Origin of the sequence: Mycobacterium colombiense (genome assembly GCF_001953985.1) — a bacterium.
Taxonomy (GTDB): domain Bacteria; phylum Actinomycetota; class Actinomycetes; order Mycobacteriales; family Mycobacteriaceae; genus Mycobacterium; species Mycobacterium colombiense_B.
The window spans coordinates 51624-72374 of the sequence record NZ_MBEI01000022.1; the positions used below are offsets into that span (position 1 = coordinate 51624).

9 protein-coding genes are annotated in these 20751 nt (G+C 65.5%); 3 read left to right on the forward strand and 6 right to left on the reverse strand.

What is annotated here, in order from left to right; translation table 11 throughout:
• Positions 1 to 31: 31 nt before the first annotated feature.
• Positions 32 to 757 carry a VIT1/CCC1 transporter family protein gene (locus A5732_RS04410; RefSeq protein WP_076054015.1) on the reverse strand — a complete coding sequence of 242 codons (726 nt, stop codon included), beginning with the start codon at positions 755 to 757 and terminating at the stop codon, positions 32 to 34.
• Between the two features lie 287 nt (positions 758 to 1044).
• On the opposite strand from A5732_RS04410, the gene A5732_RS04415 reads away from it, so the two are divergent.
• Positions 1045 to 1707, forward strand: coding sequence for a chitin-binding protein (locus A5732_RS04415; protein ID WP_076054017.1), 663 nt, complete (start codon positions 1045 to 1047; stop codon positions 1705 to 1707).
• Between the two features lie 97 nt (positions 1708 to 1804).
• Here A5732_RS04415 and A5732_RS04420 read toward each other — a convergent pair whose 3' ends face one another.
• From A5732_RS04420 to A5732_RS04445, 5 genes are all read right to left on the reverse strand, one after another.
• On the reverse strand, positions 1805 to 2440 hold the full coding sequence (locus tag A5732_RS04420; protein WP_076100953.1) for a class I SAM-dependent methyltransferase: 636 nt from the start codon (positions 2438 to 2440) through the stop codon (positions 1805 to 1807).
• Positions 2437 to 3369, reverse strand: coding sequence for a class I SAM-dependent methyltransferase (locus A5732_RS04425; RefSeq protein WP_076100956.1), 933 nt, complete (start codon positions 3367 to 3369; stop codon positions 2437 to 2439). Before A5732_RS04425 ends, A5732_RS04420 begins: the two co-directional genes overlap by 4 nt.
• A gap of 568 nt (positions 3370 to 3937) precedes the next feature.
• A complete protein-coding gene (locus tag A5732_RS04435) occupies positions 3938 to 4369 on the reverse strand; it encodes a nitroreductase family deazaflavin-dependent oxidoreductase (protein WP_076100959.1) in 432 nt (143 codons plus the stop codon).
• Between the two features lie 169 nt (positions 4370 to 4538).
• Positions 4539 to 4865, reverse strand: coding sequence for an STAS domain-containing protein (locus A5732_RS04440; protein WP_076054025.1), 327 nt, complete (start codon positions 4863 to 4865; stop codon positions 4539 to 4541).
• Positions 4865 to 7438 carry a SpoIIE family protein phosphatase gene (locus tag A5732_RS04445; RefSeq protein WP_076054027.1) on the reverse strand — a complete coding sequence of 858 codons (2574 nt, stop codon included), beginning with the start codon at positions 7436 to 7438 and terminating at the stop codon, positions 4865 to 4867. Before A5732_RS04445 ends, A5732_RS04440 begins: the two co-directional genes overlap by 1 nt.
• A 221-nt stretch (positions 7439 to 7659) precedes the next feature.
• Between A5732_RS04445 and A5732_RS26700 the strand changes: the two genes are divergently transcribed.
• A complete protein-coding gene (locus A5732_RS26700; RefSeq protein ID WP_081395981.1) occupies positions 7660 to 20037 on the forward strand; it encodes a BTAD domain-containing putative transcriptional regulator in 12378 nt (4125 codons plus the stop codon).
• A complete protein-coding gene (locus A5732_RS04455) occupies positions 20034 to 20741 on the forward strand; it encodes a Type 1 glutamine amidotransferase-like domain-containing protein (RefSeq protein WP_076100961.1) in 708 nt (235 codons plus the stop codon). The genes A5732_RS26700 and A5732_RS04455 overlap by 4 nt, the downstream gene beginning before the upstream one ends.
• The last annotated feature ends 10 nt before the right edge of the window (positions 20742 to 20751 follow it).

A 20751-nucleotide genomic window follows, 5' to 3' on the forward strand; every position in this document is an offset into this window, starting at 1 on the left:
ATATTACAGTTGCGCTTCCAGTCACTGGACGTCAGCCGAGTGCGGCGCCCACCAGATGACCGATCACGTACGTGACCGCCAGCGCAAGACTGCCGCCAATGGCGTTGCGCAGCACCGCGCGGCCCTTCGGCGCTCCGCCCAAACCGGCCGAGACCGCACCGGTAATCACCAGCGCGATCAGCACCGCGGCGACGGTCACCGGGACCCGCCACGTCGTGGGTGGCACCAGGATCGCAACCAACGGCAACAGGGCACCAATCGCGAACGAGAGCGCCGACGAGGATGCCGCCTGCCAGGGGTTCGTCAGCTCCTCGGGGTTGATGCCGAGTTCGACCTCGGCGTGCGCGAGCAGCGGGTTGTGGTCGGTGAGTTCCTCGGCCACGGTGCGCGCGGTCGCCGGCGTCAGGCCCTTCGCTTCGTACAGCGTGGCGAGCTCATCCAATTCGGCGACGGGGTCTTCACGCAGCTCGCAACGCTCCTGGCTCAACAGTGCCTTCTCGGTGTCGCGCTGGGTGCTCACGGAGACGTATTCGCCCAGCGCCATCGACACGGCGCCCGCGACAAGTCCTGCGCTGCCGGCCGTCAATATGGGGGCACGTTCGGCGGTGGCCGCGGCCACCCCCACGACGATGCCGGCGGTGGAGACGATTCCGTCATTGGCGCCCAGGACGCCCGCGCGCAGCCAATTCAGCTTCGACGACACCGAACCGACGTGGGGTTCGTGGGGATGCAATGCTCTCGGCACGGCCGCAACCATATAGAGGAAAACCCCCGGTCGACTAGCCAACATAGCCTTCCCAAACAGCCCCGGCGCCAGCGGAAAGCGCCTCGATTCGCAGGCAAAACGCCTGGTGCCAGGGCGCCGCCGCGGCTGCGCCCTGGTGAGGATGTGTGACAAACCCGTGTCGAGCGAGTATCCGGCCAAACGTTCTGCATGGGCGAGTCACAGCTGGTCCATAGGAAGGCTATTTAGCGTCGGGGTTGTAACGGGGGGTGTTCCAAGGAACTTCCTTGCAAAAATCCCTAGTGGATAGGTGAAGCATCATGAAGCTGAAGCAACTTGTCGGAGGGGTGACCATCGCCGGAGCGCTCAGCGCTGCGGCACTGGGAATGGGCGCCGGGTTTGCCAACGCTGCTCCCGGGGCGCCACAGCCTCCGGGTAATCATGGCGGGCCGGCGGCGCCTGGCGGTGGCCACGCGCCCACCGGTCCCAACGATCCGGGCGGCCCCGGCGGTCCCGGTGGCCCTGGTGGCCCGGGTGATCACCCCGGCGGCCCGGGTGGTCCTGGCGGCCCCGGTGGTCCTGGTGGCCCCGGTCACCCTGGCGGGCCGGGTGGCCCCGGCCCCGATCACCCCGGCGGCCCGGGTGGACCCGGCGATCACCCCGGCGGCCCCGGCGGACCCGGTGGGCCTGGCAATCACCCCGGTGCTCCCGGCGGATTCGGTGGACCGGATCCTCACCCCGGTGGCCCATGGCATGGAGACGCCCAGCGCGGCTACTTCCATGGCGCCCCGTGGGGTGATGGTCCCGGACCGTGGGGCGCGGGCGAGCCACCGCGGCCTGCTTGGGATCGACCGCTTCCCCCGCCCGGTGGGCGCTGGGACTACGGCCCGATCAACTACTGGGGCTACCAGGAAACCCCGATCTGGGATCCCGGTTTCAACCAGTGGGGCTTCTGGCTCTTCGGAGTGTGGATCCCGCTGTGATCGATAGCTGACAAGACGCCCGCTTCGCCGATTGGCGAAGCGGGCGTCGTCGGTTATACCCGTTGGCGTCGAGCGGTTTTCACGCCCGGCGCTGCACTCAGCTTTTGGTGCCGACAGTCAACAGATCGGGCACGAGCGCCGTCCAGACCGGTCGCGGGATCCGGTGCTGATCGGTGATCACGAACCCGGCGTCTTCGAACAACGTCCGCATCTCGAGCGCGGACGCGTTGTGTTGCGGCTTCCACCGAGAGTCCGCGGAGGACTGCAGCCGCGGTTGGCGCGTACTCAGCGCCGAGACGGCCACCAGGCCGCCGGGGGCCAGCACGCGATGGAATTCACGCAACGCCGCCGGCTGGTCGAAGAAGTGGAAGGCCGAGGTGGTCACGACGGCGTCGAGAGCGCCGTCGGCAAACGGAAGCTGTTCGGCCGGGCCGCGCATCCACTGCACCCGATCCGACCGGGCACGAGCCTGACCGAGCATGCCCTCGGACATGTCGACGCCGTAGATCTCGTCGGGCTGCAGTTCACGCTGAATGCGGTCGCTCAAAATGCCGGTCCCGCAGGCGATGTCGGCGATCTTGCGCGCGCCATGATTGCGAAGCTGTGCGATCACCTCGTTGTGCGGGGGTCGGTACACCCACTGTTGCAAAAAGGGCAGATCATATGCCGGCGCGAGGAAGCTCCATATCCGCGTGACGGCCTCGTTGAGCCCCCGCCGCTGCGGTGCCGTCATTTGCTCAGCACCGAGCTGTAGTAGATGGTGTCGGCCATTGACACCGAGTCGTTGGTCTGCGGGATCGCATCGAGATCGGAGTCGGCCAGCAACTCGGTCATCCGGATACCGTCCGACTGCCATCCCAGGTTGTCCAGATAGTCGGCGACATCATTGCGCTCGCCCTGGTAGCCGAGCTCGCCGAATTCCAGGTCGAAACCATGCTCACGCCATTTCGCGGTGGCCCGTTGCATCATCTCCTGGGCTTTCTCCGTGTCTACCTCTGACATGTCCGGAATAGCTTCGCACGCCAGCCGACTGCCGTCAGCGCTGAGTGCGGTGATGTTGTCCAGCAGGCGATCTTGCGCCTCCGGCGGCAGGTACCCGAAGAGCCCCTCCGCGATCCATGCGGTCGGCTGGCTCTTGTCAAAGCCTGCTTCTACCAACGCCTTTGGCCAGTCATTACGCAGGTCAACGGCGACGGTGCGCAGCTCGGCCTGCGGGGCGGCGCCCAACTGAGCCAGCGTGGCGGCCTTGAATTCGATCACCTGCGGCTGGTCGATCTCGAACACCGTCATGTCGGCCGGCCACGCCAACCGGTAGGCGCGCGCATCGAGGCCCGACGCCAAAATCACGGCCTGCCGGATCCCGGCCTGCGTCGCGGCCTGGAAAAACGAGTCGAAGAATCGGGTCCGGGCGGCCATCGCGACGGGCATGTGTTCGAGCTTCCAGCCCGATTCGTGGTCGTCGACGTCGGCGGCCACCAGGTCGCCGGAGACCCAGCGAGTGAAGAAGTCCACCCCGACGGCACGAACCAGCGGCTCGGCGAAGCGGTCGTCGATCAGCGGGTTGTCGGCGTTGGTAGCGATGGCTCGCGCGGCCGCGACCATCGTCGCGGTGGCGCCCACACTGGTCGCCAAATCCCAGGTGTCGTTGTCGGTGCGTGGCATGCGGCTGCTGTCCCCCTCGGAATCACAGGTTGCTTAGCCGGTATAACGACTAGCGGAGACGTGGAGTTCCCACGCCCCGCCGACCAGCCAGTTCGCCCTGCGAGCGTCGCGTTGCGCAGCTAGACGAGATTTCTCTAGTGTGGTCCGGGACGCCCGGGTCCACCCGGCCCCCCAGGTCCACCCGGTCCCCCGGGTCCGCCCGGTCCGCCGGGGCCCCCTGGTCCGCCCGGGCCCCCTGGTCCGCCCGGTCCGTTGGCGGCCGGGAGCAAGAACACGCATTGATTCAGTTCGACGCTCCAACCCCAACCGGGGGCGCATTCGCCGTCGGCGCGCCCGATCGCCGGTGTGGCGATCACCGTCACCGGCAACCCCGCCAACACGAAAGCGACCGCGCCGATCACGCAGCGTCGCAAGTAATGTCTCATCGCCGACCTCACTTCGTCGTTCGGGCAAGGCGGGCGGTGATGACCGGTCGCATCCGACCAAACCCGCGCCAATCATTGTGCGGCACTGGACCCGTTAACGTGCGCGAATTCGCGAGCTTGAATGCCGTTGGCAGGCCGTGTCTTCAGTCGGTCACCAATTCGAAGACAGGGATGAGTCGATCGGTGCGTTGCTGGTATTCGCCGAACCCGGGGGCGCGCTCGACCACCACCGGATAAATCGAATCCCTTTCGTCGCGCGGTAATTCGCGTGCGGTCGCGGGCTTGGCAGGCTCCGAGCCGATCTCGATGGACACCCGGGGGTTGGCGCGAATGTTGTGCACCCATGCGGGATTGTTGTCCCGGCCCGCCGCGGAACCGACGACATAGATTTTGTCGTCGATATCGAAGTACGCGACCGGGTTGACCCGCTGGGCGCCGCTTCGCGCACCGGTCGACGTCAGAAGCAGCAGCGGGAAACCCTCGAATTGCCCGCCCACCTTGCCGCCATTGCGGCGAAACTCTTCGATGTTCTGCTCGTTGAATTCCCGTTCCGAGCTCAGCGCGTCGTTAGCCATTACGCCATCGTGGCACGCGGCGCGGACCTCGGCCAGGGGCCGCCGAAGTTACGCTGTGCCGCAAGGGTATTCGATGCTTGTCGATTTTCGCGGGTGCGACGTCGAGGGGCAGCGGCCAACGTCCGGGCACGGCACCGCCGGTCGGCGCGAAGTTGATGTGCTTGATGCGTCAGTGCCCCGACGCTGTCGGCGCGGCTCGGACGCTAGTCAGTTCGCTCAGGCCACTAATCCTCAGGACGGGCATCAGGATCGGGTGAGCGACGACCTCGATATGGTCGGCGTGGCTGACGAGGGCGCTGATCGCCGCGCTGTCCAGGTACTCCACCGCGCTGAGGTCGACGAGTAACGCCCCTTCCCCGCCGGTGGCCTCGGTCGCGGCGCTGGCCAACGCCAGATTGAACGCATCGATATTGCTCAGGTCGATTTCCCCAGCGACGACCAGCACGAACTTCCCATCACTGCCTCGCGCGCTGTCGAGCGTGAGCGGGGTGGTCATCAGGTGATCCTCGTGGATAGGTGCACGGTGGTCCCGTCGGTGTCGGGCCGGATGTCGACATCCTGCATCAGACTTCGCATCAGCGGAATACCGCGGCCCCGATGCGGGCGGGAAGTCGGGTGCGGGGCCTTCCACGAACCCGTGTCGGTAATGGTCAACTGGACCTCGTCGCCGAGCGCGACCGCTCCCAGACGTATCGTGCCCTCGGGTCTATGACGGTGACCGTGCTCGATGGCGTTGGCGACGGCTTCCCCGGCGGCAACGAGCACGTTCAGGGTTTGGTCGGGGTCCAACCGGGCCCGGGTCAGCCAGTTACGCAGGGCAGTACGAGTGGGCGCGAGTTGGCTGACTTCGGCGGGAAACTTCAGCTCCAATGGGGCGGGGTGGCGGTAGAGCAGCAGCACGACGTCGTCCTGGTACCCGCCGAACGGCGCGACGCGAGACATGATCTGGTTCGCCAGATCCTCCAGCGTCAACGCGCGCGAATCCTGGGCGACGCCGGCGACGCGGGAGATGCCGTGGTCGAGCGGAACCCGGCGGCGTTCGACCAGGCCGTCGGTGTAGAGCAACAGCGTCGAACGCGCCGGGATGGTCACATGGGCCTCCGGTCGAATCCAGTTGCCCCGTATCCCCAACGCGATGGTGTGTCCCTCGTCGAGTATCTGGGTGCTGCCGTCGCCGTGCACCAGGATGGGCGGCGGATGACCGGCGCTGGAGTAGACCAGTTCACCGGTCTCGGGGGTGAGCACCGCGCAGACCGCGGTGGTGCACTGCGCACCGGGCAGCCGCGCGGCGAAGCGGTCCATCCCCGCGAGAGCTGCACCAGGACTTGGGTTTTCGAACAGGAGCGCGCGACAGGCGCTGCGCACCTGGCCCATCACTGTGGCGGCGGCGAGGCCATGGCCGACGCAGTCGCCGACGATCAACGCGATGCGCCCGTCATCCAAATCGACGATGTCGTACCAGTCACCGCCCACCTGGAGGGGCCGCGTCGCGGCCTGATAACGCACCGCGAACCCGTTGGGCAAGTCGGCGGGCCCCAGAATCGCGTGCTGTAGGGCGAGCGCGGTCTCGCGCTGTTGATCGACCTGGTGCACCCGCTGCAAACCCTGTCCGAGGCGGCCGGCGAGCACGGTGAGCAAGGTCTGATCCTCGAGGGTGAACGGGCGCTGCGCGGTCAGATCCATCCAGACCACGAGCACGCCGTCGGGGTGCTGCAGTGCAATGCCCGCGGTTCCGGGTTGCGGCGCACTGGGGGTGAGCAGGTCGCCGTCGCGCAATGAGCTCAGCGCTTGCTGGGTGTCCGATGGCAGGTCGGCCCACTCCGCGGGTTCGCCGACAGACACCACCTGCGGTGCGCCGAAGGTGGTTTCCAGGGTCGACAACGTCTGCGTCGGGAAGGTGACGGCCAGGACGCGGCGTGCCCGCCAGAGCCGGCGCAGTTCCTCCGCGGCGGCTTTCACCGCGTCATCGACGGTGTCGGCTTCGGCGAGCTCCTGGTTGAGCGCGTGTTCGCGGCCCGCCGCCAACGCCAGGGCGATCGCCGCATGCCGGGCGAAGTCGCTGACCAGGTCGAGGTAATCGCTGCCGAACACGGGCTGGTGCGGGTCGCGCGCGACCGCGATGACGCCGAGCACCGCGTCGTCCGCGATCAGCGGCATGACGATCGCCGAGCGTTCACCGACATCGGTGAAGCCCTCGATCGGGTACTGGAAGGAATCGGTGATCAGCGGCAGGCCGCGGCGGGCCACGCCGCCGGTGGTCGAGCCGTCCATCGGAACCTGTCGGCCGATCACCGCTGACGAGTACCGGCCCGCGGTCGCGGCCACGACCAGGGTGTCGACCTGGTCGGCGGGCAGTTCGGCCTCCTTGGGAACCAGCAGAATGGCCTGCTCGGCGCCGGCCAGCTCGAGCGCCCGGTTCACGATGAGCTGCAACGGACCCGTCTGCGGGTCGCCGGAGAGCAGCGCGGTGGTGATCTCGCGGCTGGCCTTCGTCCATTTCGCTGACTCACGCTCGCGCTCGAAGAGTCGGGCGTTGTCGATGGCCGCGGCGGCGGCCGTGGCCATGGCGCGCACGGCGCCTTCCTGCGTGTCGGAGAAGACCCGGCCGGGCCGGTCGTCGGCCAGGTAAAGGCTGCCGAAGTTGGATGCCCGCACGGTGATCGGGATGCCAAGGAGCGCATGCATGGGCGGCTCGTGTCCGGCCAGCGCGAGGGTCGCGGGATGGGAATTCAGATCGTCGACGCGCAGGCCGTCGCCGACTGGAAGGTCGCCGAGCCGCCGCGCGGTGTCGGCGTCGATCCCGGCGTGCACGAAAGAAACGAGCGTGCCGTCGAAGGCGCGAATCCCGAGGGCGGCGTAGCGGGCGCCGGTCAGCTCCATCGCAGCTTTGATGACGCGTTGCAGCGTGACGTCCAGGTCTAGATCGGAGCCGATCTCGACGATGACCCGCACCAGTTGTTCCATCTGGTCGCGCGCCGCCACCAGCTCATCGAGCTGGTCGTGCATCCGGCTCACCAGGTCGCGCCGGCCCTGCCAGGTGAAGGCGGAGTCACTCCGGTCGCTGTCCATAGATACCAACGTAAACGGTCGGGTGAACGCGAATGTTCGGTATGTGCATGAGCGCAGCACGACGCCGGCCTTCTTGGCTCACCGATCGGTGCGGCCCGGCGCAGTAGCTGGTAGACATCCGTCGAGGTCAAGGGTCGTGGCGCGTCGTCGACGAACTGCAGGCAGCGCGCCTTTACTGGATCTTGACCGAGTATTGAATTGTCCCGCCGAAGATTGCTGACATGAGTACGCTTTCTTCGGTGGAACTGGGGGTTTTGGGTCCTCTCCAGGTCCGGCAAGGCGGAGCGTCCGTCGTCATACCGGGCGCGAAACCGCGCGCCATCCTCACGATGCTCGGACTGCACTGCGGGTCCGTCGTTGCGGCCGACACCCTCGTCGAGCTGCTCTGGGGCCAGGACCCGCCGCGCACCGCCGCTAAAGCCCTGCAGACCCACATTTCTTCGCTGCGTCGCACCCTGGGCGACGGCTTTGTCTTGACCCAGGGGGCGGGCTGGGTCCTCGCCGAGAGCGAGGTTGACGCGTCGCGCTACAAGTCGGCGGCTCGACTCGGACGCGATGCCGCCGCCGCTGGCGACACCAGCCAAGCACTGGCCCGCTTCGAGGAGGCGCTTGCCCTGTGGCGCGGGATCCCCGAACTGCCCGACGGCCGGCGCGGAACGTCCGAAAAGACGCGATGGATCGAGGGCCACGCAGCGCTGGTGGAGGACCGGGCGGACGCGCTGCTGGCTACCGGCCGGGCCGCGGAGGTCATCGGTGATCTCGAGGCGGCGGTGGCCGAAGCCCCGCTGCGGGAGCGGCGTTGGGGCCAGCTGATGCTCGCCCTGTACCGCGCCGGCCGGCAAGGTGAGGCCCTCGGCGCTTATCAACGGGCCCGGTCGCTGCTTGCCGACGACCTGGGTGTCGATCCGGGGCCGGAACTTCGCCGGCTCGAAGCGGCGATCGTCGCGCAGGACGCCTCGCTGGATGTCGTTGTGGCGCAACAGGCTCCGTCGGTGACGCGCGCCGTGACTTTTCTGCTCACCGACATCGAGGGCTCGACCGCCGCGTGGGAGGCGGATGCCGATGCCATGGCGGTCGCGCTCGCGCGCCACGATGAGCTGGTCGAACAGGTCGTCACGTCGCGGGGCGGTCGGCTGATCAAGACGCGCGGCGAGGGTGACGCGACGTTTTCCGTCTTCGACCGTCCCTCGGCGGGCGCCGCGGCGGCAATTGAGTTGCAGGACGCGATCACTCGCGAGCCGTGGCCGTCACGGAACCCCATCCGTGTCCGCATGGCACTGCACACCGGCGAGGTCGAGCTCCGCGACGGCGACTACTTCGGCCGGGCCGTCAACCGCGTTGCGCGCCTGCGGTCCCTGGCCGAAGGTGGCCAAATCCTGTGCTCCGGTGCGACCGCCGAGCTCGTGATCGACTCGCTGGCCGACGACGTCATGCTGACCGACCTCGGGATGCGTCAGCTCAAAAACCTCACGCGGCCCGAGCATGTTTTCGAGCTGCGACTGGAAACCGGTGCCGAACAATCGGAAGCGCAGGCCCCCGAAGCGCCGATGGAGCGGCCCAACTTCCCCGCGGTGCTGGTCGGCCCGGGGCCGTTCGTGGGACGTGGCCGCGAACTCGAAGGGCTGCTCTCGGCGTGGCAGACCGCCCTTGCTGGCGGTGTGCCCACCGTACTGATCGCCGGCGAACCCGGAGTCGGAAAGACGCGACTGGCCGGCGAATGGTCGCAACAGGCCTATGCGCAAGGAGCGGTCGTGTTGTACGGGCGTTGCGACGAGGATCTCGGAGCGCCCTATCAGCCGTTCGCCGAAGCGCTACGTTCGCTGGCGCCGTGTGTGGGCGCGGACCGGCTGCGAGGGCTGCGCGGCGTCGAAGCGTTGCTGGCACTTGTGCCCGGGCTGGCCGATGTCCTGCCCGATCTCACTTCCCCGGCTCACGCCGACCCCGACACCGAGCGCTACGCATTGTTCGATGCCGTTGTCGCGCTGCTGGAAATCGCCTCCAAGAGCGCACCGATAGTCCTGATCCTCGACGACCTGCATTGGGCGGCCAAACCGACGCTGCTCCTGTTGCGGCATCTGCTGCGATTCGGCGACCACGCCCGCGTGCAGATCGTCGGCACCTACCGCAGCACCGATCTCGACCGTTCCCATCCCCTCGCGGCGATGCTCGCTGATCTGCACCGCGACGGGACAGCCAACCGGCTCACCCTGAGCGGACTCGACGAGGAGGACGTGACGGCCTACGTCGCAGAAGCCGGTTACGACGACGAGGAACTCGCCCATGCATTGGCGTCGGTCACGGGTGGCAACCCCTTCTTCCTCATCGAGGCCCTGCGCCATGTCGACGAGAGCGGCGGCGTGTGGGACCAGAGCACCTTGCCGCAAGGCGTGCGGGAAGCGGTGAGCCGCAGGCTTTCCCGGCTTCCGGCCGAGACCAACAAAGCGCTTGCCGCGGCCGCGGTCGTCGGTAGCCGGTTTGATCTGGAGTTGGTCGAGCAGGTGGTCGGAGGCGACCTCATCGACGCGTTCGACGAAGCGCGCCAAGCCGGCATCGTCATCGAAGAGCCCGGCGGGTATTACCGGTTCAACCACGCCATCGTTCGGCAATCATTACTGGCCGAGCTGGCGTCCGTGCGGCGCATGCGATTACACCAGCGCATCGCCGCGACCCTCGAGACACTGCCCGGCGCCGACGACGACCTGCTCGCCGAGCTGGCTCACCACTATTTCGAATGTGCTTGGGCCGGAAACGCAGCCAAGGCGGTCTTCTACTGTCGCCGCGCCGCCGACCAGGCGATGGCACGACTCGCCTACGAGGGTGCCGCCGACCTCTACCATCAGGCCCTGCACGCGCTCGAGGAGATCGACGACGAGCTGGCGGACCGCGACGAGCAGACCGCAGAGCTGTTAATCGCGCGCTGCGAGGCGCTACTGGCCGCGGGCGACGTGGCTTCGGCCGCAGGCGCGGTATCCCAATTGCAAGAAGCGACAGTTGATTCTGCGCGACTGGCGGCATGGGCCACATGCTTCGACGGCCAACTCTCGATGTTGGTACACCCCGAGCGGCTAGACGAGGTCGAAGCGGCGTTGGGCGCGGCCGCGGCCAAGCTCGCCGAACTGGACGACGCCGCCGGAGAAGCCACGGCGCACACCGTCCGGGCGGCCTGCCTCAATCGTCTCGGGCGAATCGGTGACTGCGAGGTCGCCCTGGACGACGCGCTGACCGCAGCGCGGCGAGCGCGTGAACACCGCCGGGTGAACGCGGTTTTGGCGGGTGCGCCGCTCGCGGCGCTGTGGGGGCCGAACCCGGTTCCGCGGGCGGGCGGGCGGTGCCTCGACGTGGTGCGGCTGCTGCGGATCACCACCGACTCCCCCGCTGTCGAAGCCACTTCGACCCGATGCCAAGCCGTGCTGGAGGCCTTCCGCGGTCGCGCCGCCGCGGCCCGGCGGATGATCGATGCGGCCCGGCGCACGGTCACCGAGCTCGGCCTGCGCCACGCGCTGCTCGAGGTCGAGCAGTTCGCCGGGATCGTCGAACTGATCGTCGACGACCCGGCAGGCGCTGAGCCGCATCTGCGTAAGGCCTACAGCGGCTTTCGTCGGATGGGCCTGGACGCCGACACCGCGGAGACCGCCGCGCTGCTGGGGCGGGGCTGTCTTGCACTCGATCGCGATGACGAGGCTCGTGAATTGTGCGCGGAGAGCGAGCGTCTCGCCGGGCACGCGCTGAAAGCATCGATCGCGTGGCGGACACTCCGTGCGCATCTGCTCGCGCGGGGCAACGACCACGAAGGGGCCCGACGGATTGCCGCAGAGGCAGTCGCTTTGGCCGAGCGCACCGACGCCCTGGTCGACCACGGCGACGCGTGTCTGACGCTGGCAACGGTGTTGGGTGCCGCCGGCGACGTGGCCGGGGCCCGAGCCGCCGCCGAGCAAGCGGTCGACCTGTATGAGCGCAAAGGCGCTGCGGCACTTGCACAGATGGCGCGGGGAATTCTTGGCGCCGAACTTCCGCCGGCGGCGGCAACTGCCGCCGCTCAACAAGCAGAACTGGACAACGAGTGCGTACGTGCGGTCGGACTGGTCGTCGCCGCTATCGATCGCGAAGCGTGGGACGAACTGCAACCACTGTTTGCACCGCGCGTCATCGTCGAGAGTCGCCGAAAGATAGTTCGCTTCAGCTTGAACGACCTTTCTGCGGACGCGTGGCCACGCGAAGTGCGGCGTCTCAGCGAGAACGGTGAACTGCGATTCAAGATCGTCGATGTTGTCGCCGTCCGCGGGCCACGTTTGGCGGTCACCCGGTTGAAGGTGGGCACGGCCGACATGAGCCCCGGTGCACCCCACGACGAATTGCTGCAGCTGTGCCTCCTCGACGAGGAAGGCCGAATCGCGCTGCAGGTGTGGTTCGACGCCGAAGACATCGACAACGCGATCGCCGAGCTCGATGCGGCCCAGGCGCGGCTCGAACCAGAACATCCAAAGCGGCGGAAGATCGAAAACGCGGCAACGCGCGTGTACGACCGCTTCTGGTCGTACTTCGCCACCCGCGATTGGGACGCCATAAAAGCGATTGTCTCCGAAGGTCTTTCCGGTGCCGATCACCGACGGGTGGTGAATGCCGGGAACCGAGGCAGTCAAGCTACGGTGATTGAGGATTTGCAGGTATCTGCCGACATCGGATTTGCGATATCGGTTATGGACGTGGTCGCTATCCGCGGCGAGCGCCTCGCCCTCACCCGGGTGCGCGCCTCCGGTCGCAGCCCCGACACGGTTCAAGACGTTGCCCTCAATCTCATTGAGATCGGCGCCGACGAGCGCCTGACGTCGATCGTCGTCTTCGATCTCGACGACATGGATGGGGCCTTCGGAGAGCTCGATGCCCGATACCTCGCCGGCGAAGCGGCGCCGTACGCGGAAACGTGGTCGACCGTGGCGGGAACCTTCGTGTCGATCGGAAGGCACGAATTCCCAGCGCTGTCACCGAATTGCGTGAGTATCGACCATCGCCGAGCGGCAACTTTCGCGCCAGGCGAGTTAGGCCAATACATCCGCGCAGGATGGGACATCGACCAGTCCATCCGGCCGTACGTCGAGGTTGTACACCGACTGAGTGATCTCGGTGCGGTCTGCACCTACTCTGCGAAAGGCGGTTCGAACGAGGGCTTCGATGCCGAGTGGCGGGAGATTGCCCTTGCCACAGTCGGCGGCCAAATGGTCAACCGCTGCGAGCTATTCGACAAGAACGACATAGCCTCCGCGATCGAGAGATTCGATCTGCTCGCCCGACCGACACTCAAGCTGGAAAACAGGGCTAGTCAAGTGGCCGAGCGCTTTCTAGCGCGCTTCACGGCACACGACTGGGATGCATTGGCGGAAATGCTGGCCGAAGGCTTCTTCACCGAGGATCGACGTCGAGTGGTGGGCGTGGAAGCGCGACATGGTCGAGCCGCCGAGATCGCGAGCATGCGCGTCGTAGCCGACCTCGGAGGCACCAACATGACCTCGACCGTCGTTGCAACGCGTGGCGCACGCCTCATTCTCACCCGTCTGAGGTATGCGGATTGGGATCAAGCGCCCGGCGCCTTCCGCACCGATGTTCTTGACGTTATCGAAATCGATTCCAACGAGCGGCTCTTGACGCGGATAGTTTTCGACCCCGACGACTTCGACGCCGCCGTCGCCGAGCTCGACGCCCGCTACCTCGCCGGCGAAGCGGCGCCGTACGGGGAAACGTGGTCGGCTGTAGCGGAAAGTTACGCCGCGCTCAACCGACACGAGCCACCATTGACCAGCCCGGACTGCGTCAATGTCGACCACCGACGGGAAACAGCGTTCGGGCCTGGTGACGTGACCGCATACATTCACGCCGGGTGGGACTCCAAGCAAGACATCAACGTCTATGTCGAGCAAGTGCATCGGCTCAGTGACATTGGAACGGCCGTTACTTACGCGGCGCATGAGGTCTCGCACGAGGGCATGGTGGCCGAGTGGCGCGGGATCGCACTATTCACGGTCGAGGACGGCAGGATAAACCGGACCGAGGTCTTCGTCGAGACCGAAATCGACGCCGCGATCAAAAGGTTCGACCAGCTCGCCCGACCGGCAATACGATTCGAAAACGCGGCGGCGCGCGTATTCGAGCATGTCTGGTCGCACTTTGCGGCCCGCGATTGGGATGCCATGGCTGCAACGGTGGCCGACAACTACATCGGAATCGATCACCGGCGAATCGTGAGTGCCGAGACTCAGCATGGTCGGAAGGAGGTGATCAGAGACCTGCAGGCAGCGGCAGGCGTTGGATTCACTATTTCGATGGTGAACGCCGTGGCGATTCGCGGAGACCGCCTGGTCCTCGCACGAACTCGCGCCAGCGGCCGCGACCCCGACGCGGCCCAAAACGATGCCCTTAACGTCGTCGAGATCGACGCCGACGACCGGATCGCGCGTGTCGTCTCGTACGACCTTGAAGACGTCGATGCTGCCGTAGCCGAACTCGATGCCCAGTACCTCGCCGGCGAGGCGGCAGCCCACGCGCGCACATGGTCGGCAGTCGCGGCCGCCTACGCCGCGTTCAACCGGCGCGAGCTCGCCACAGTCACGCCAGACTGGGTGAACATCGACCATCGTCGCGGAGCAGGTTTCGCCCCCGGCGACATCTTCCCGTACATCCAAGCCGCGTGGGGCGACTCGCCCGACACCAAGATATACATCGCAACGGTGCATCGGCTCACGAACGCAGGAGCGGTCGTCACCCATGTGGCGCATGGCATCTCACAAGACGGCTTCGACGCCGAGTGGCGGGACACCCACCTGCTGATGCTGGAGGGTGATCTATTCACCCGCGCCGAGCTATTTGACGAGGCCGACCTCGACGCCGCGATCGCGAGGTTCGAACAGCTGGCCGCTCCGGCGCCTAAGCTGGAAAACGCGGCGAGCCAGGTGTACGACCGCGTGAACGCACTCTTCACCGCCCGCGACTGGCATTCCATGGCAAATGCCATGGCGGAGAACATGATCAACGACGATCGTCGACGCATCGTTAACTCCGGGATCCGACGCGGCCGGGATGTCGAAATCGCGAACGGTCAAGCCTTCGTAACACTCGGCGGCGAGAAAATCGCTGCGACCGTCGTTGCGACCCGCGGCGACCGTCTCGCGTTATGTCGTTCGTCCATCGTCGGGCAGGGCCGTCAATCTGGGCCATTCCATATCGAGTTTCTCAGCGTCGTCGAGATCGACACCAGCGAGCGGCTAACTGCCCACGTGGCCTTCGACGTCGACGACTTCGATGCTGCTGTAGGCGAACTCGATGCGCGTTACGTCGCCGGCGAAGCAGCCGCTCACTCGCATACCTGGTCGGTAATCACCGGTGCCTACGCTGCGCTCAATCAGCGTGAACAGCCAACGGCGACGCCGGATTGGGTGAACGTCGACCACCGACGAGGGCCATCGTTCGCGCCCGGTGAATTGCCTTCCCTGCTGGCCAATTGGAACGCCACGCAAGAGTTACACAGCTACAGCGAGGAGGTGCATCGGCTGAGCGACCTGGGAGCAGTGGTCACCTCCGTGACGCATGAAACGTCCCATGACGGCTTCAAAGCCGAGTGGCGGGGGATCAACGTTCTCACCATCAAAGGCGGCCTCATCGACCGCTTGGAAGTCTTCGACGAGGCGGATTTGGACGCCGCCCTCGCGAAATTCGACCAGCTCTCACACCCCGCGCCCCGGCCGGAAAACGCGGCAAGCCGAGTGGTAGAGCGTCTCTTTGCGTACTTCGCGGCCCACGACTGGCCCGCGGTGTCGGCGACACTGGCTGAGAACGTTTCTCACGACGATCGCCGGCATGTGGTAAATGCTGGGGTCCTGCGCGGTCGAGATGCCCAAATCGCGAACCTGCGAGCCATCGCTGAGGTCGGGGTCGCGGATTTTTCGACGACTGTCATAGCGACTCGCGGCGCGCGTGTTGCCCTCGTCCGCACCCGTTCGTCGGCGCGCGACCGGGCGACCGAGGGCGTCCTCACGGAGGAGCTTGGGCTCGTCGAGATCAACTCCGACAACCGGATGGTGTCCTACATCGCATTCGACGTCGACGACTTCGATTCCGCCATAGCCGAACTCGATGCGCGTTACGTCGCCGGCGAAGCGGCCGCTTATGCCGATGCGTGGTCGGCCGTCGCGGGCGTGCACGCGATGTTCAATCGGCATGAACTTCCCCCAGAGGAATGGGTGACCATCGACCACCGGCGAGGCACACCGTTCGCCGCGAGCGATATGACTCCTGCCATCCACACCCTTTTCGATCTCACGCCGGACTTCCATGTTCATATCGATACGGTGCATCGACTCAGCAATTTCGGGGCGGTGATCAGCAACAAAGCGCACGGGTCCTCGCGCGATGGCCTGGGCGTCGAATGGCGCATGGTGATGCTTCTCATTGTCGATGGACACCGGCTAACACGTTGCGAGGTATTCGACGAGGCCGATTCGGACGCCGCGATCGTGCGATTCGAGGAACTCGGTCCACAGGCGCCGCGGATAGAGAACAGGGCGAGCCGAGTGGTTGAGCGATTCCTCGCGCACTTTGCGGCCCATGACTGGGATGCCATGGCGAACCTCATCGACGAAGACATTTGCTCGGAAGACCGCCGTAAAGGCGTAAACGCCGGAACCCGGCACGGTCGCGATGTCGATATGGCGAATTGGCGAGCCACCGCGGAACTTTGGAGGTCCGATGTGCGGGCGGCCGTCGTTGCGATCCGCGGAGACCACCTCGTGCTCTTCCGCTTCACGTTCACGAGCCAAGATCCGCTGCCCGGGGCGTTCCAAGCTACGGCACTGTGCATCGTGCAGGTCAATGAAGACAACCGATGCGCGGCTACGGTCGTTTTCGACCCCCACGACCACGATGCCGCGTTCGAGGAGCTCGAAACACGCTACCTGGCAGGAGAAGCGGCCGCCCACGCGCACACGTGGTCAACTCTCGTGCGAAATTTCGCCGCATTCAATGAGCACAAGCTTCCCTTGACGACGCCAGACTGGGTAAATCTTGACCACCGGCGAGGACGAGCGTTCTCGCCGGGCGAACTGGTTCCGTACATCCACGCCACCTGGCAGCTGACGCCGCAAGCCAAGATCCACGTCGTTGCGGTGCATCGACTGAGTAATCTCGGAGCGGTCGTCACCCAGTCGACGCACGGGACATCGCCGGATGGCTTCGACGCCGAGTGGCTCGAAGTGACCCTTGTGACTGTAGACGGTGACCTGATAAACCGTATCGAGGTATTCGATGAGGCGGATCTCGATGCCGCGCTCGCGAGGTTCGAAGAGCTCCGTCCGGAGGCGCCGCGGCCGAAACACCCTGTGATGGAACGTTTCTTGGCCTCCTTCGCCGCACGTGACTGGGATTCCATGGCGCAGATTTTCGCCGCGGATTACTACAACGACGACCGCCGGCGGGTCGTGAACGCCGGGGTCCGGAACGGTCGCGATGCCGCGATCGAAGACCTTCGGGTGTCTACTGATGTCGGGTTACTGACGAACATCACAGCGGAGCTCATCGCGTCCCGCGGCGGACGCCTCATTCTCGTCCGCCTTGGCGCCTCCGGCCGCGACCACCCGGCGATTCAACTCGACGTACTTCAGGTGCTTGAGTACAACGCCGACGAACAGATCACAGCAGCCGTCCAGTTCGATCCCGAAGACATCGATCTTGCATGCGAGGAACTCGAAACACGTTACCTGGCAGGGGAAGCGGCTGCCCACGCGCACACGTGGTCCCTTATGCAGCGGACTTACGCAGCATTCAACCGGCACGAGATACCCGAAACTGCACCCGACTTCGTCAATATCGACCACCGCCGCGTAATTGGGTTCGAACCAGGCGAAATCGTCCCGTACGTCAAGGCCACGTGGGAAGTCGCGCTAGACCTCAAGCTGTTTATCGAGACGGTGCATCGACTCACGGACACTGGATCCGTCATCACACATACCGCCCGTGGGACCTCGCAAGAGGGCTTCGATGCAGAGTGGCGTGAGAACGTCCTCTTCATATTCGAAGGTGATCTGATCAGAAGTTGCGAGATGTTCGACGAGACCGATCTCGGCGCCGCGCTGGCGCGATTCGAGCAACTGCAACCGCACCCACCGACGCTAGAAAACATGGCAAGTCGGGCAGTCGACCGCTTCTTTGCGTACTTCCGGACTCGTAACTGGGCGGCGATAGCCGAGATCCTCAGCGACGACAGTTACGTGGACGATCGCCACGATCTAGTGAATTCCGGTATCTGGAAGGGCCGCGAAGCCGTGATCACAAACCTTCGCGCGCTGGCTGACTCGGCGCCGAGTTCGTCTACCGTGATCGCGACCCGCGGGGAGCGCCTCGCCCTCACTCGTATCTGTTCTCCGAACCGCAATCAGCAATACGGGGAGTTCAGCAGCGACATGTTCATCGTCGCCGAGATCGACGGTGAGGCTCGGATCACCGCGCAAATCGCGTTCGACGTCGATGACGTCGAAGTCGCCTTCGAGGAACTCGAAACACGTTACCTGGCAGGCGAAGCGGCCGCCCATGCGCAGGTATGGTCGGCCATCACGCGGGAGTGCGCCGCGTTCAACCGGCACGAACTCCCGGCGGCGAAATGGGTCACGGTCGACCACCGGCGGCTCGTAACGATCGACGCGAGTGATCTCCTCCCAAACATCCGTGCCACTTGGGACCTCATGCCAGACATCCGGGTCTACATCGAATCGGTGCACCGCATCAGCAATTTGGGCGCCGTCGTCACTTACACCGCTAATGGGACCGCACAGGAGGGCTTCGTCGCTGAGTGGCGGATGATCCATCTCCTGACAGTAGAAGGCGACCGGATCAATCGGTCCGAGCTGTTCGACGAGCCAGACGTTAACGCCGCCCTTGTGCGCTTTGAAGCACTGCAACCACAGACGCGGCGACTCGAAAACGCGGCAAGCCAAACCGATGACCGATTTTTTGCCTACTGTGGGGCTCGCGATTGGGAGGCGATGGCCGAGATTTTGGCCGATGACAGTTTTATCGACGACCGCCGCCGCGTGGTGAATGTCGGAGTGTGGCGCGGCCGTGATGTCGTGATCGCAAACATCCGAGCTCTCGCGGAGGTGGCGTCGACCATAACGTCCGACGCCATGGCGACCCGCGGCGATCGCCTTGCCCTGGTCCATATCCGCGCACCCAACCGCGACCCGCAGCATGGAGAGTTCGGCGTCGAGATGCTCGGCGTCGCCGAGATCGGCGCCGACGGCCGGATCATGGGGCATGTCCTTTTCGACCCCGACGACCTGGCCGCCGCCATACGGGAACTCGATCGTCGGTACCTTGACGGCCAAGCGGCTGCGTATTCGCGAACTTGGTCGGTCTTCATGCGGAACTATTCCGAGCACCATCAGCAGGAACTTCCGAATATGAAAGCGGATTCGGTTTACATCGACCATCGAGCGGTCTTAACTACCGAGCCGGAGGATCTGGCTGGATACTTTCACAGTCTGTGGGATCTTATGCCGCACATCAGCGTCTACATTGAGGCGGTGCATCGGCTGACTGACCAGGGAGGCGTCATCACCCAAGTTGCGCATGGAACCTCGCAAGAGGGCTTTGACGCCGAGTGGCGGGTAATCGTCATTGGCATCGCCGAAGGCGAGCTGTGCAGCCGCGTCGAGGTCTTCGACGAGGCGAATCTCGATGCCGCGCTCGCGAGGTTCGATGAGCTCGATCAGCCGGCTCCCCGGCTCGACAACGCCGCCACCGCGGCTTTGGCACGGGCGTTAGAGGCATACAACCGCCGTGACCTGGAGGACTTTCTCGCGAAGCTCGATGCGGATGGGCGAACGGAGGACCGTCGAAAGGGGTTGCGCGCCTGCCACGACGGGCCAGCTCGGCGAGAGAACGCCCGGGCGATGCTCGAGACGCTGCCGGCCAGCTGGCGGGTGGAGCTAGAACCCATCGCGACCAGGGATTCTCGCTTTGCGCTGGCTCGCCTGCGTTGGCGCGACATCGATGAACCCGATCAGCCGGTCACCGTCGAACTCCTGGGGGTGGTGGAAGTCGATGACGACGGCCTCATCCACCACACCGTGAGCTGCGACCCCGAGGACATCAACGGCGCGTTCGCGGCGCTGACCGAACGCTGGATCGCGTCGGGCGAGGTTGCCCACCCGGAAGTCATCGAATTCGCGCAGAGGCTGATGGAATTGAACAACAACCATGACTGGGATGCGTTTTCCAGGCTGACCGCCGGTGCCACGCACATGAATCACCGGCAGCTTGGCCGTCGGGACACCCAAACGATCGCCGACCACATGCCATCGATCCGAGCGCTAGTGGCACTCGCCCCCGACTGCAGGCTCGAACACACTGAGCTCCTCGCGCTGTCGGCTCGAGGCGCTGTCGGGCTCGGGATCATCAAAGGAACAACGGCCGACGGCGCCGCGATCGAAATCCCGCTGATTCAGCTGATTCTCGTCAAGGGTGATCGCATCACCCACATCGAGGACTTCGATCCCGATCAGCGCGACGTTGCGCTGGCCCGCTTCGACGAACTCACCGGCGAAGTCCAGCCAAAGTGACGGCGCCGCAACCAAAACCGCTCTACTTGCTGGCGGACAGCCAGCTGCTGTTCTGGAAGCGTGACGACAAACTGCTTCTCGAAACCGCCGTCGAACAGGGCGAGGCCCTGAGCGCGGCGTACGTCGGTGCCTCCAACGGGGATCGTCCGGAGTTCTACGAAATCTTCGAAGCGGCAATGGATGCCGTGGGAATCACCGATCGACGGATGATCGGTTCGTCGTTCGGCCCGGACGACCGCTCCTTTCTGGAACGTGCTCGGTTGATCCTCCTCGCAGGCGGCGATGTGCGCCTCGGCTGGAACACGTTCGAGAAAACCGGCATGAAGGACGTGATTCTGGCCAGGTATTCCAAAGGGGCCGTCCTGGTGGGCATTTCGGCAGGTGCGGTCCAGCTCGGACGCTATGGCATCGTCGAGACACCGGATACCGAGGGTACGGAAGTACTCGACATGTTCGATCTCGTCCCCCTGGTTATCGACGCGCACGATGAACGAGCCGAGTGGGCCCGGCTGTCGCGGGCGATTCAGACGCTCAAGGGAACGACTACCGGGCTGGGAATTCCCTCTGGCGGAGGTGTCATCGCCCACCCGGACGGCACCGTCGAGCCTTTGCGCCGTCCCGCGCATGCATTCACTTTTCAGGGCACCGGTGTCGCGCGCTCGGTGTTGCCCGCCGACGTTCGGCCAGGATACGAAAGCCCTTGACGGCTACCCG